We start from the raw sequence: 12,239 nt of genomic DNA, 5'->3' as shown, positions 1-12,239 counted from the left end.
TAATGGGACAGAAAGCACATCCAATAGGTAACCGTTTAGGAATCATCAGAGGTTGGGATTCTAACTGGTTCGGTGGCAACAACTACTCCGATAAATTAGTTGAGGACGAAAAAATCCGCAAATATCTTTCAGTTCGTATCGCTAAAGGCGGCGTATCTAAAGTTGTTATTGAGCGTACTTTAAAACGCATCACTGTTACTATTCACACTGCTCGTCCGGGTATTGTAATTGGTAAAGGTGGTCAGGAAGTTGACAAGATTAAAGAAGAGCTAAAAAAACTAACTAAAAAAGATGTTCAAATTAACATCTTCGAGATTAAACGTCCTGAACTGGATGCTCAGTTAGTTGCTGAAGGCATTGCAAAACAGCTGGAAGCCCGTATCTCTTTCCGTCGTGCAATGAAAACTACCATCGCTTCAACCATGAGAATGGGTGCTGAAGGTATCAAAGTAATGACATCTGGCCGTTTAGGCGGTGCTGAGATGGCGCGTACTGAGCAATACAAAGAAGGTAGAATTCCATTGCATACACTGCGTGCTGATATCGATTACGCTTTGGCTGAAGCTTTAACTACTTATGGTAAAATAGGTGTTAAAGTATGGATCTGTAAAGGTGAAGTTTACGGTAAACGTGATCTTTCTCCAAACATTGGTTCTACTAGCAGCGCAAGCGGCAGAGGTGGACGTCCGGAAGGCGCAGCAGCGTTTGGTAACGAGCGTGGTGGTAACGACCGCAGAGGTGGTGGCGACCGTCGTCAAGGTGGTGGTGACCGCAGAGGTGGTAACAACAACCAACGTGGTGGCCAAGGTGGCGGTAACCGTCCAGGTGGCCAAAACCGCCAAGGTGGTGGCAATCGCCCAGGTGGCAACCGTCCAGGCGGAAACAGATAATTAATCAAAGTCGAGACAGACATCGTTTAGATATAAAAAGCTAATAAAATGCTACAGCCAAAAAGAACGAAGTTCAGAAAGATGCAAAAAGGCAGGATGAAAGGAACCGCTTCTCGTGGTGCTGAACTTTCATTCGGATCTTTCGGTATAAAATCACTCGAGCCGGCTTGGATCACCAGCCGTCAAATCGAGGCCGCCCGTATCGCTGTAACACGTTTTATGAAACGTGAAGGCCAGGTATGGATCAGAATATTTCCTGACAAGCCTGTAACCAAAAAACCAGCAGAGGTACGTATGGGTAAAGGTAAAGGTGCTCCTGAGTACTGGGTAGCGGTAGTACGCCCTGGTCGGATCATCTTCGAAGCAGAAGGTGTGCCATTAGAAGTTGCTAAAGAAGCACTTCGCCTGGCTGCTCAAAAACTGCCGGTGCAAACTAAATTTGTGGTGCGTAGAGATTACGCCGAAGCATAATAAGTTTACAGGTTGTAAGTTGTGAGTCGCTTTTATAAGCTTACAACCTGTAACCTGAAAAGTAATAATAATAACAGAAGAAAGGTGACGTAAGCCTCCAGCTTACCTCTCACAAGTCAAAAACTCACAAGAAAATGAAAAGCTCAGAAATATCAGCGCTGTCAACTGAAGAGTTGGTTGCAAGAATTAGCGAGGAGAAAACCAACTTGACGAAACTGAAATTTGCTCACGCCGTTTCAGCTATCGAAAACCCAATCCGTATCAAAAATGTACGCCGGGAGGTTGCTCGTTTAAATACTGAATTAACCAAGCGCAAAGCGGCGTCAGCTTCTGAACAGCAATAATTTAAGCGTCGAAGAAAATGGAAAGAAATTTAAGAAAAACACGTACCGGCCTGGTAGTTAGCAATAAGATGGATAAATCTATTGTTGTAGCAGTAGAACGGAAAGTGAAACACCCGATCTATGGCAAGTTCGTAAATAAAACTGCCAAGTTCATGGCTCATGACGAAGCTAATACTTGTGGTATTGGTGATACCGTATTGATTATGGAAACCCGTCCATTGAGTAAAAATAAAAACTGGAGATTAGTTCAAATTTTAGAAAGGGCTAAATAAGATGGTACAACAGGAATCAAGATTAAACGTAGCTGATAACAGCGGCGCAAAAGAAGTGTTGGTTATCCGCGTATTAGGCGGTACTGCTAAACGCTATGCCTCTGTTGGCGATAAGATTGTAGTTACTGTAAAAAGCGCTATCCCATCAGGTAACGTAAAAAAAGGTACCGTATCTAAAGCCGTAGTAGTAAGAACTAAAAAAGAAGTTCGCCGTAAAGACGGTTCATATATTCGTTTCGACGATAACGCAGCTGTTTTGTTAAATAACCAGGATGAGCCTCGTGGCACACGTATCTTCGGTCCGGTAGCAAGAGAGTTACGCGAGAAACAATTCATGAAAATTGTATCATTAGCACCGGAGGTATTGTAACATGGAAAACAAGAAAGTAAAATTAAAGATCCGCAAAGGTGATTTGGTTAAGGTTATTGCCGGCGACTCAAAAGGTCAGCAAGGTAAAATAACTGAAATTATTGTAGCCACTAACCGTGCGGTTGTTGAAGGTGTCAACATGATATCTAAACATACTAAACCAAATGCAGCTAATCCTAACGGCGGTATTGTAAAAAAAGAAGCTCCTATTCATATTTCAAACCTGGCATTGGTTGACCCTAAAACAGGTGCAGCAACACGTGTTGGCCGCAAGAAAAATGACGCTGGTAAATTAGTTAGAGTAGCAAAAAAATCAGGGGAGGAAATTAAGTAATGGCATACGTTCCAAGATTAAAATCTAAATATAAAGACGAGATCCGCACTGCATTGAAAGATAAATTTCAGTACAAAAGCGTAATGCAAGTTCCAAAGCTGGAAAAAATTGCAATCAACCAAGGTGTTGGTGCTGCTACAACAGACAAAAAGTTAATAGAAACTACAATTTCTGAATTGTCTACCATAACTGGTCAAAAAGCAGTTGCTTCAAAATCTAAAAAAGATATCTCGAACTTCAAATTGCGTAAAGGTATGCCAGTAGGTGTACGTGTAACTTTACGTGATAATAACATGTACGAGTTTTTGGATCGTTTGATCGCTGTAGCTTTGCCACGTATCCGTGACTTCAAAGGTATCAACGATAAAGGTTTTGACGGAAAAGGTAACTATACTTTAGGTATCACCGAGCAAATTATTTTCCCGGAGATAAATATTGATAAAATCAATAAAATCCAAGGTATGGATATTACCTTTGTAACTTCAGCAACTAATGACGTTGAGGCGTTAGAATTGTTGAAACAATTTGGTTTACCGTTTAAGAATCAAACTCAAAATAATCAATAATGGCTAAAGAAGGTGTAAAAGCACGTGAACGCAAACGTGCTCAATTAGTAGCTAGATATGCTGAGAAAAGAGCAGCCCTTAAAGCCGCTGGCGATTATGCAGCTTTGGATAAATTACCAAAAGCATCATCTCCAGTAAAATTGCACAACCGTTGCAAGCTTACCGGCCGCCCTCGTGGATATATGCGTCAGTTTGGTATTTCACGTGTTACATTCCGTGAAATGGCTTTAGCTGGTAAAATCCCAGGAGTAAAGAAAGCTAGCTGGTAATAAACGGCATTACAGGTATAAAATTGCCGGTTGCAGGTTGAGAATTAATTTCTTACCTTTGCGGCCGGCAATTTGCAAATTATACCTGCAACTGTCTGAACAGAATTTTTAACCGATGGCAGGTCGCCGCCGGGAGGCGAAGGAAACCACCATCACATTTTTATAATAATGAATACAGATCCAATCGCAGATTATCTTACCAGAGTAAGGAATGCTATTAAAGCCAACCAAAGGGTTGTTGAAATTCCTGCATCAAATCTGAAAAAGGAAATCACTAAAGTGCTTTTCGACAAAGGTTACATCGCTAACTACAAATTTGAAGACAACGGTCCTCAAGGAAACATCAAAGTAGCGTTAAAGTATCATCCTGTAACCAAAGTTCCTGCAATCCGCACGTTAACCCGTGTTAGCAAACCAGGTTTGAGAAAATATGCAGGCATGGACACTATGCCAAGAGTATTAAATGGTTTGGGTATCGCTATCCTGTCAACTTCAAAAGGAGTAATGACAGATAAAGAAGCCCGTCAGCAAAACATCGGTGGCGAGGTATTATGCTTCGTTTATTAATTGCAAGTAGAAACTAAGAAATGTCAAGAGTAGGAAAAGCCCCAATTACTATCCCTGCAGGTGTTACCGTTACTGTTTCAGACAGCAACGTAGTAACCGTTAAAGGCCCTAAAGGCGAATTGCAGCAGGCGGTAGACAGTGATATCACTGTATCTCAAGAAGAAGGCGTGTTATCAGTAACTCGTCCAACTGATCAAAAACGTCACAAAGCATTACATGGTTTGTATCGTGCGCTTATCAACAACATGGTTACAGGTGTAACTACTGGTTACAAACTAGAGCAAGAGTTGGTAGGTGTAGGTTACCGTGCTACCAATACAGGTAATACTTTAGACTTAGTGCTGGGATATTCTCACCACTATGTGTTTGAATTACCAAAAGAAATTAAAGTATCCACTACTGCTGAGAAAGGTAAAAACCCAACCATCATCCTGGAGTCTATTGACAAACAGTTAATTGGCCAGGTTGCTGCCAAAATCCGCTCACTGCGTGCTCCAGAGCCTTACAAAGGTAAAGGTATCAAGTTTGTAGGCGAAGTATTAAGAAGAAAAGCAGGTAAATCAGCATCTAAAAAATAATCGTCATGGCAGGTAAATATTCAAGAAGAGAAAGAATTAAAAAAGGAATCAGAAAGCGTCTTTCAGGTTCTGCGGAACGTCCGCGCTTGTCAGTGTACAGAAGCAACAAAGGCATCTATGCACAAATTATTGACGATGTTGCCGGCAAAACCCTAGTATCAGCTTCATCTTTATCAAAAGATTTTAACGCACAAGGTACTAAAGGCGAACAGTCAGTAGCAGTAGGTAAATTAATCGCTGAGAAAGCGAAAGCAGCTGGTATCGAAGCCGTGGTTTTCGATAGAAATGGATACTTGTATCATGGCCGTGTTAAACAACTGGCTGAAGGTGCACGTGAAGGTGGTTTAAACTTTTAACCGAAACGAGTAATGTCAACTATAAATATTAAAAGAGTAAAAACGAGCGAGATTGAATTAAAAGATCGCTTGGTGAGCATACAACGCGTTGCCAAAGTAACCAAAGGTGGCCGTACCTTCAGCTTTTCTGCTATCGTGGTAGTGGGTGATGAGAACGGCGTTGTTGGTTACGGTTTAGGTAAAGCAAAAGAGGTAACTGAAGCAATTGCTAAAGGTATTGATGATGCTAAAAAGAACTTGGTAAAAGTTCCTATCATTAACGGTACTGTACCTCACGAGCAAATCGGCAAATTTTCTGGTGGCTTCGTTTTCATCAAACCAGCTTCTAACGGTACCGGTGTAATTGCTGGTGGTGCAATGCGTGCTGTATTAGAGTCAGCAGGTGTTCACAACGTATTGGCAAAATCAAAAGGTTCATCAAACCCGCACAACGTGGTTAAAGCAACCGTATCAGCGTTAGCGCAATTACGCGACGCTTATACCGTAGCTCAGCACCGTGGCGTTAATTTAGGTAAAGTATTTAACGGATAATCAGTCATGGCGAAAATCAAAATAACTCAGATTAAAAGCGTGATCGATAGAAGCGAGCGCCAGAAAAAAACCATCGAGGCTTTAGGTTTAAAGAAAATTAACCATAGCGTTGAAGTTGAAGCTAATCCTGCAATCATTGGCATGATTAGAAAAGTTAATCATTTGGTAGCAGTAGAAAACATTTAATGTTATGAATTTAAGTAATCTTAAACCTGCAGAAGGTTCTACTAAAAATAGAAAAAGAATTGGCCGTGGTACTGGTTCAGGCCGTGGCGGTACATCAACCCGTGGTCACAAAGGTGCGGGCTCACGTTCAGGTACCAGCACAAAAGTTGGTTTTGAAGGTGGTCAGATGCCATTACAGCGTCGCTTACCTAAGGTAGGTTTTAAAAATCCTAACCGCGTTGAGTACAATGGTATCAACTTAGATACTTTACAACAATTAGTTGATACTTATTCAGTATCTTCTATTAACTTTGATACATTAAAAGAACACGGTTTAGTGTCAAAAAACGACATAGTGAAAATTCTGGGTCGTGGTACACTGACTGCTAAAGTTGATGTTCAAGCCCATGCGTTTTCTGCTTCGGCTCAAAAAGCAATTGAAGCAGCAGGCGGTTCAATCGTTAAGTTGTAATTTTAAATGAAAAATTTTTTCAACACATTATCCAATATTTGGAAGATTGAAGATTTAAGAGTGCGTATTATAAACACACTCTTATTTCTTTTAATATACCGTGTAGGTTCATATGTAGCACTTCCGGGTGTTGATGCGAATGCTTTAGGTAGCCAGGCCAATAAAGAAGGCTTGCTAGGTTTATTGAATATGTTTGCTGGTGGTTCGTTTTCACGTGCCTCCATTTTTGCATTAGGGGTAATGCCATATATTTCTGCATCAATTGTGGTGCAGTTATTAGGTATTGCTGTACCTTATTTTACCAAGTTGCAAAAAGAAGGCGAAAGCGGCCGTACTAAATTAAACCAGTGGACCCGTTATCTAACTATCCTAATTACCTTATTACAAGGTGTTGGATATGTTCGTTCGCAAATCAATCCAACGGCTATCAGCCCGGTTATGGGTCAGGGCTTGTTTACTTTTTCATCAGTAATCATTTTAACCGCCGGTACATTATTTGTAATGTGGTTGGGAGAAAAAATTACAGACAAAGGTATCGGAAACGGTATATCTTTAATCATCATGACGGGGATCATTGCACAATTGCCGGCTGCTATTGTTGACGAGTTTACGTCACGGGTTAGCGGTAAAAATGCTACCGGTGGTCCGTTATTATTCATTGTTGAAATATTGGCACTCGTTGCGGTTATTATGTTTACCATCTTGGTGGTGCAGGGTACCCGTAAAATTGCTGTTCAATATGCTAAGCGTATTGTAGGTAACAAACAATATGGTGGCGTTCGTCAGTACATTCCGTTAAAAGTGAATGCAGCTGGTGTAATGCCTATCATCTTTGCGCAAGCATTAATGTTCATCCCGGCTACGATTTCATCATTCTTTCCTAATGTTGCTTCTAACAGTGTAATGATTGCTCTGTCAAGTTACACATCATGGTTGCACAACTTAGTATTTGGCATTCTGATTATCCTGTTTACGTATTTCTATACAGCAATTACTGTAAATCCTAAACAAATGTCAGATGACATGAAGAAGAACGGCGGTTTCATTCCGGGTGTTGCACCAGGTAATGCTACGTCTGAATTTATAGATAATGTTATCTCACGTATTACCTTACCAGGCTCTATCTTTTTAGCGATCATTGCAGTTATACCTGCTTTGGCTAATATGGCACATGTGAATAGTCAATTTTCCCGTTTCTTTGGCGGTACCTCGTTGATCATTCTGGTAGGTGTAGTGTTAGATACTCTACAACAAATTGAGAGTCATTTGCTAATGCGCCATTATGACGGTTTGATGAAAACCGGTAGAGTAAAAGGCCGTACAGCAGTTCCAACTGCTGCTGGTACCGTACCTCCGGCTATCTAAGTTTGACATGGCAAAAATTCATTTCAAGTCTGCTGAAGAAATAGAGCTGATTAGAGAAAGCGCTCTACTTGTGTCGAAAACTTTGGGCGAGATGGCCAAGATGATTAAACCTGGTATCAAGACCATTGATTTGAATAAGGCAGCAGAAACTTTTATACGGGATAACGGTGGTGTTCCGGCGTTCTTGAACTACCACGGTTTCCCGTTTTCTTTGTGCATATCCATGAACGATCAGGTAGTGCACGGTTTTCCTGGTGACCACGTTTTAAAAGAAGGCGATCTGCTTTCCATAGATTGCGGTGTTGTCAAGAACAACTACTATGGCGATTCTGCCTATACTTTTGCAGTGGGCGAGGTAAGCGAAACAGCTAAAACATTGATGAAGGTAACACAAGAATGTTTAGTACGCGGCGTTGAAAAGGCCGTGTCGGGCATGCGTGTTGGCGATATCGGTTACGCTGTGCAGGAGCATGCTGAAAAGCATGGTTTCGGCGTTGTTAAAGAATTGGTTGGCCATGGTGTTGGCTTAAAACTGCATGAAAAGCCGGATGTTCCTAACTACGGTAAAAGGGGTGCTGGTACTAAACTGGAAGAAGGGATGGTGATTGCCATCGAGCCGATGATCAACGCTGGTAAAGCCGGTGTTAAATTTTGGAAAGATGGTTGGACAGTTTCGACAGTTGACGGCAAGCCTTCGGCGCATTATGAGCATACAGTAGCTGTTAAAAAAGGGCAGCCTGATATTCTATCTACTTTTTCTTACATCGAAGAAGTTTTAGAAAAAAATAACAATTAATAAAATATTTTTTATATTTTTGCAACCCGATTTAGGTCGGTTATAAACAAGTAATAATCAGTAAAATATGGCGAAACAATCCTCGATTGAGCAAGACGGTACTATCAGAGAAGCATTATCAAATGCTATGTTTAGGGTGGAACTGGAAAATGGTCATGAGATTATTGCGCATATATCAGGCAAGATGCGTATGCACTACATTAAAATCTTACCTGGTGACAGGGTTAAGTTGGAAATGAGTCCGTATGATTTAACCAAAGGTAGAATAACTTACAGATATAAATAAACAAGCGATGAAAGTTAGAGCATCCATCAAAAAACGTAGTGCTGATTGCAAAATCATCCGCCGCAAAGGTAAGCTTTACGTTATTAACAAAAAGAACCCTAAGTTCAAGCAACGTCAGGGTTAATTAAAAACATTGGAACGTTATCCGTACAACGGTGGCCCGCCGTTCGGTCGTTCATCTTAAAAACAATTTACAAACATGGCAAGGATTTCAGGTATTGATTTACCAAGAAACAAAAGAGGAGAGATTGGTCTTACTTACATTTATGGTGTTGGCCGCTCAACTGCACAAGCAATTTTAGATCAGGCTGGTATCTCTCGCGATACTAAGGTACAAGATTGGAGCGACGATCAGTTAGCTGCCATTCGTGGTATTATCAACGATCAAATCAAAGTAGAAGGTGCTTTACGTTCAGAAGTTCAACTGAACATTAAACGTTTAATGGATATCGGTTGCTACCGTGGTACCCGTCACCGTAAAGGATTACCTCTGCGTGGTCAGCGTACCAAGAACAATTCACGTACCCGTAAAGGTAAACGTAAAACAGTTGCTAACAAGAAAAAAGCTACTAAGTAATAAATGATTAATGACTGGAGTTTGCTCCGGTCATTAGGAATATAACAATTATCCAACGATCAATGAGTCCTGATTATTCGCTAATCCAGTAATTCATTGAGTCAATAATTAAAAAAATGGCTAAAGCTAAAAAAGTAACCAAAAAGCGTATTGTGATTGTTGAGCCTGTGGGTCAAGCACACGTAAACGCTACTTTTAACAACATTATCATCACTTTAACCAACAGCCAAGGTCAGGCAATATCTTGGTCTTCAGCTGGTAAAATGGGTTTCAAGGGTTCTAAAAAGAACACTCCATATGCTGCTTCACAAGCTGCTGCCGATTGCGGTAAAGTTGCTTATGACTTAGGCTTACGTAAGGTAGAAGTATTTGTTAAAGGCCCGGGTGCTGGTCGTGAATCAGCTATCCGTACACTGCAAACTTCAGGTATCGAAGTTACTACTATCCGCGACATCACACCATTGCCACACAACGGTTGTCGTCCGGCTAAAAGAAGAAGAGTTTAATTAATATATTTTTTAAAGCTAAGATTCTGCAACTACAGGTTGTATGATACTTTAAAAACACAACAAAATGGCTAGATATACCGGACCAAAGTCCAAAATTGCACGTAAATTCAGAGAGCCGATCTTCGGTCCTGATAAAGTGTTAGAAAGAAAAAATTATCCTCCAGGTATGCATGGCGTGTCTAAACGTAGAGGTAAACAATCTGAGTACGCTGTTCAGTTACAAGAGAAGCAAAAAGTTAAATACACTTATGGTGTATTAGAGCGTTACTTCGAAAACTTGTTTCACAAAGCTTCTGCTCGTGAAGGCATTACTGGTACTAACTTGCTTCAATTATTGGAAGCTCGTTTAGATAATGCTGTATACCGTTTAGGTATTGCGCCTACACGTTCAGCTGCACGTCAGTTGGTAGGTCACAAACACATTACAGTAAACGGCGAAGTGGTGAACATTCCTTCATACACTTTGAAAGCTGGTGACGTAATTGCCGTTCGTGAGAAATCAAAATCTTTAGAGGCTATCAGTAATTCAGTGGCTGGCCGTAAAATAAACAAATATAGCTGGTTTGAATGGGATGCAGCTGCGCTAAGCGGTAAGTTGCTTAACTATCCTAACCGCGATGAGATTCCTGAGAATATCAAAGAAAACTTAATCGTCGAGTTATACTCTAAATAACAATTTGGATTTGAGATATGGGATGTTAGATTTGGGAATTTTCCGAAAGGAAGCCTCATATCTGACATTCCATGTCTTATATCTGTTTAATAAGTAACCAATAAACAAAGCATATAAATGGCAATATTAGCATTCCAAAAACCTGACAAGGTTATCATGCAGAAGTCGACTGACTTTGAGGGTACGTTTGAGTTCCGTCCGTTAGAACCAGGCTTCGGTGTAACCATAGGTAATGCTTTACGTCGTATCTTACTGTCATCACTGGAAGGTTATGCTATTACTTCTGTTCGTTTCTCAGGAGTAACTCATGAGTTTTCAACTATCAAAGGTGTGGTTGAAGACGTAACCGAAATCATCTTGAACCTGAAACAGGTTAGATTTAAAAAGACTGGTGAATCAGGCGATTTAGAAAAAATCTTTGTAATTATCAATGGTCAGGATACATTCAAAGCCGGCGATATTACTAAGTTCTCTAACAACTTTACCGTATTGAACCCAGATTTGCTGCTTTGCAACATGGATCCTTCAATCACATTAGAAGTTGAGCTGACTGTTAACAAAGGTCGTGGTTACGTACCGAGTGAAGAGAACAAAAACCCGGATGCTGCTTTAGGTGTAATTGCTGTAGATTCTATCTACACGCCAATTAAAAACGTAAAATATACCATCGAAAACTATCGTGTTGAGCAAAAAACTGACTATGAGAAATTAGTTCTGGATATTGCTACTGATGGTTCTGTTCATCCTGAAGACGCTTTGAAAGAAGCTGCTAAGATCTTGATTCAACACTTCATGTTGTTCTCTGATGAGAACATGATGCTGGAAGCTCAAGCTAAGGAAGAAACCAAAGAAGTTGATGAAGAGATTCTGCATATGCGCAAAATCTTGAAAACTGAATTAGTTGATCTTGATTTATCAGTTCGTGCGTTGAACTGCTTAAAAGCAGCCGATATTCGCAGCCTAGCTGATTTGGTTTCTTACGACGTGGCTGATATGTTAAAATTCAGAAACTTCGGTAAAAAATCACTGACAGAGATTCAAGACCTGGTTAAATCAAAAGGCTTATCTTTTGGTATGAACCTGTCAAAATACAAACTCGACGAAGAGTAATCACTTGGTGAGTAGCGAAGGCAACATGAGGTTGTTTTTCACTACTCACTTTTTATTTCTATAATCTGGCGTAATTCCGCGGGCTTGACGATAATACGCCGCCCAACGGTATGCACGTGCCACAACAAACAAAACAATGAGACACGGTAAAAAACACAACCACTTAGGCCGTACAGACAGTCATCGTAAAGCGATGATGGGTAACATGGCTTCATCGCTTATCTTGCATAAGCGTATCACTACAACACTGGCAAAAGCAAAAGCACTGCGTGTTTATGTTGAGCCTTTGTTAACCAAATCTAAAAGCGATACTACTCACTCACGTCGTACTGTATTTAGCTATTTGCAAAACAAAGACGCGGTTACTATTTTGTTCCGTGAAATTGCAGAGAAAATCGCTACCCGTCCAGGTGGTTACACTCGTATCATTAAATTAGAAAACCGTTTAGGTGACAACGCTGAGATGGCGATCATCGAGTTGGTAGACTATAACACTGTATACGGTGCTAACGCTGCTGCGGCTCCGGCTGCAACCCGTCGTTCACGTCGTGGTGGTAAAGCTAAAGTTGCTGCTCCAGCTGCAACTGCAGAAGTTACTCCAGCTGATGACGCAGTTGTTGCTGATGATACTACAACTGTAAATGCACCTGCACAAAATGAGGAAAACGCTGAAAAAGGCGAGTAATTTTTAGATTACACAAACAAAAAAGCCCTGCTCAAACGAGCAGGGCTTTTTTG

At 40.7% G+C, this 12,239-nt stretch carries 23 protein-coding genes; all 23 read left to right on the top strand.

Translation table 11 applies throughout. From position 1 onward, the window contains the following. The first annotated feature begins 2 nt into the window (after positions 1–2). The 23 genes from rpsC to rplQ all read left to right on the top strand — a co-directional run bounded on the left by rpsC (position 3) and on the right by rplQ (position 12,186). A complete protein-coding gene (gene rpsC / locus GPM24_RS01920) occupies positions 3–890 on the top strand; it encodes a 30S ribosomal protein S3 (protein ID WP_158825050.1) in 888 nt (295 codons plus the stop codon). 48 nt (positions 891–938) lie between these two features. Then, positions 939–1,361, top strand: coding sequence for a 50S ribosomal protein L16 (gene rplP / locus GPM24_RS01915; RefSeq protein WP_158825049.1), 423 nt, complete (start codon positions 939–941; stop codon positions 1,359–1,361). Positions 1,362–1,495: 134 nt separating this feature from the next. Continuing rightward, a complete protein-coding gene (gene rpmC, locus GPM24_RS01910; protein WP_158825048.1) occupies positions 1,496–1,705 on the top strand; it encodes a 50S ribosomal protein L29 in 210 nt (69 codons plus the stop codon). A gap of 17 nt (positions 1,706–1,722) precedes the next feature. Further along, positions 1,723–1,977 carry a 30S ribosomal protein S17 gene (rpsQ, locus tag GPM24_RS01905; protein ID WP_158825047.1) on the top strand — a complete coding sequence of 85 codons (255 nt, stop codon included), beginning with the start codon at positions 1,723–1,725 and terminating at the stop codon, positions 1,975–1,977. A 1-nt stretch (position 1,978) separates the two neighbouring features. Next, complete coding sequence (gene rplN, locus GPM24_RS01900) at positions 1,979–2,347, top strand: 50S ribosomal protein L14 (protein WP_158825046.1); 369 nt, start codon at positions 1,979–1,981, stop codon at positions 2,345–2,347. A gap of 1 nt (position 2,348) precedes the next feature. Then, complete coding sequence (gene rplX / locus GPM24_RS01895; protein ID WP_158825045.1) at positions 2,349–2,681, top strand: 50S ribosomal protein L24; 333 nt, start codon at positions 2,349–2,351, stop codon at positions 2,679–2,681. Further along, a complete protein-coding gene (rplE, locus tag GPM24_RS01890) occupies positions 2,681–3,247 on the top strand; it encodes a 50S ribosomal protein L5 (RefSeq protein ID WP_158825044.1) in 567 nt (188 codons plus the stop codon). Before rplX ends, rplE begins: the two co-directional genes overlap by 1 nt. After that, positions 3,247–3,516, top strand: coding sequence for a 30S ribosomal protein S14 (gene rpsN, locus GPM24_RS01885; RefSeq protein ID WP_158825043.1), 270 nt, complete (start codon positions 3,247–3,249; stop codon positions 3,514–3,516). The genes rplE and rpsN overlap by 1 nt, the downstream gene beginning before the upstream one ends. 168 nt (positions 3,517–3,684) lie before the next feature. Then, positions 3,685–4,083, top strand: a complete 399-nt coding sequence (rpsH, locus tag GPM24_RS01880; protein WP_158825042.1) for a 30S ribosomal protein S8 — start codon at positions 3,685–3,687, stop codon at positions 4,081–4,083. A 20-nt stretch (positions 4,084–4,103) separates the two neighbouring features. Continuing rightward, entirely contained in the window at positions 4,104–4,661 is a 558-nt protein-coding gene (gene rplF, locus GPM24_RS01875) for a 50S ribosomal protein L6 (RefSeq protein WP_158825041.1), read from the top strand. Positions 4,662–4,666: 5 nt separating this feature from the next. Beyond that, a complete protein-coding gene (gene rplR, locus GPM24_RS01870) occupies positions 4,667–5,017 on the top strand; it encodes a 50S ribosomal protein L18 (RefSeq protein ID WP_158825040.1) in 351 nt (116 codons plus the stop codon). A gap of 12 nt (positions 5,018–5,029) precedes the next feature. Continuing rightward, positions 5,030–5,548: a 30S ribosomal protein S5 gene (gene rpsE, locus GPM24_RS01865; protein ID WP_158825039.1), complete on the top strand. Its 519-nt coding sequence runs from the start codon at positions 5,030–5,032 to the stop codon at positions 5,546–5,548. 6 nt (positions 5,549–5,554) lie between these two features. Beyond that, positions 5,555–5,734 carry a 50S ribosomal protein L30 gene (gene rpmD / locus GPM24_RS01860; protein WP_158825038.1) on the top strand — a complete coding sequence of 60 codons (180 nt, stop codon included), beginning with the start codon at positions 5,555–5,557 and terminating at the stop codon, positions 5,732–5,734. Positions 5,735–5,738: 4 nt separating this feature from the next. After that, positions 5,739–6,185, top strand: a complete 447-nt coding sequence (gene rplO, locus GPM24_RS01855) for a 50S ribosomal protein L15 (RefSeq protein WP_158825037.1) — start codon at positions 5,739–5,741, stop codon at positions 6,183–6,185. Between the two features lie 6 nt (positions 6,186–6,191). Further along, positions 6,192–7,550 carry a preprotein translocase subunit SecY gene (secY, locus tag GPM24_RS01850; protein ID WP_158825036.1) on the top strand — a complete coding sequence of 453 codons (1,359 nt, stop codon included), beginning with the start codon at positions 6,192–6,194 and terminating at the stop codon, positions 7,548–7,550. Between the two features lie 7 nt (positions 7,551–7,557). Then, positions 7,558–8,346, top strand: a complete 789-nt coding sequence (map, locus tag GPM24_RS01845; protein WP_158825035.1) for a type I methionyl aminopeptidase — start codon at positions 7,558–7,560, stop codon at positions 8,344–8,346. 67 nt (positions 8,347–8,413) lie between these two features. Further along, entirely contained in the window at positions 8,414–8,632 is a 219-nt protein-coding gene (infA, locus tag GPM24_RS01840) for a translation initiation factor IF-1 (protein ID WP_022833270.1), read from the top strand. A 7-nt stretch (positions 8,633–8,639) separates the two neighbouring features. Then, positions 8,640–8,756: a type B 50S ribosomal protein L36 gene (gene ykgO, locus GPM24_RS01835; protein WP_120181030.1), complete on the top strand. Its 117-nt coding sequence runs from the start codon at positions 8,640–8,642 to the stop codon at positions 8,754–8,756. Positions 8,757–8,831: 75 nt separating this feature from the next. Continuing rightward, positions 8,832–9,209: a 30S ribosomal protein S13 gene (rpsM, locus tag GPM24_RS01830; protein WP_158825034.1), complete on the top strand. Its 378-nt coding sequence runs from the start codon at positions 8,832–8,834 to the stop codon at positions 9,207–9,209. A gap of 116 nt (positions 9,210–9,325) precedes the next feature. After that, positions 9,326–9,715 carry a 30S ribosomal protein S11 gene (gene rpsK / locus GPM24_RS01825; RefSeq protein WP_158825033.1) on the top strand — a complete coding sequence of 130 codons (390 nt, stop codon included), beginning with the start codon at positions 9,326–9,328 and terminating at the stop codon, positions 9,713–9,715. Between the two features lie 67 nt (positions 9,716–9,782). Further along, positions 9,783–10,391, top strand: coding sequence for a 30S ribosomal protein S4 (gene rpsD, locus GPM24_RS01820; RefSeq protein WP_158825032.1), 609 nt, complete (start codon positions 9,783–9,785; stop codon positions 10,389–10,391). 117 nt (positions 10,392–10,508) lie between these two features. After that, a complete protein-coding gene (locus GPM24_RS01815; RefSeq protein WP_158825031.1) occupies positions 10,509–11,501 on the top strand; it encodes a DNA-directed RNA polymerase subunit alpha in 993 nt (330 codons plus the stop codon). 136 nt (positions 11,502–11,637) lie between these two features. Beyond that, positions 11,638–12,186, top strand: a complete 549-nt coding sequence (gene rplQ, locus GPM24_RS01810) for a 50S ribosomal protein L17 (RefSeq protein WP_158825030.1) — start codon at positions 11,638–11,640, stop codon at positions 12,184–12,186. Positions 12,187–12,239 lie beyond the last annotated feature (53 nt).

It is taken from the genome of Mucilaginibacter lacusdianchii, assembly GCF_009770985.1.
Lineage (GTDB): Bacteria > Bacteroidota > Bacteroidia > Sphingobacteriales > Sphingobacteriaceae > Mucilaginibacter > Mucilaginibacter lacusdianchii.
Note: the sequence above shows the minus strand (reverse complement) of the source record. Positions and strands in the feature narration are given on the sequence as shown.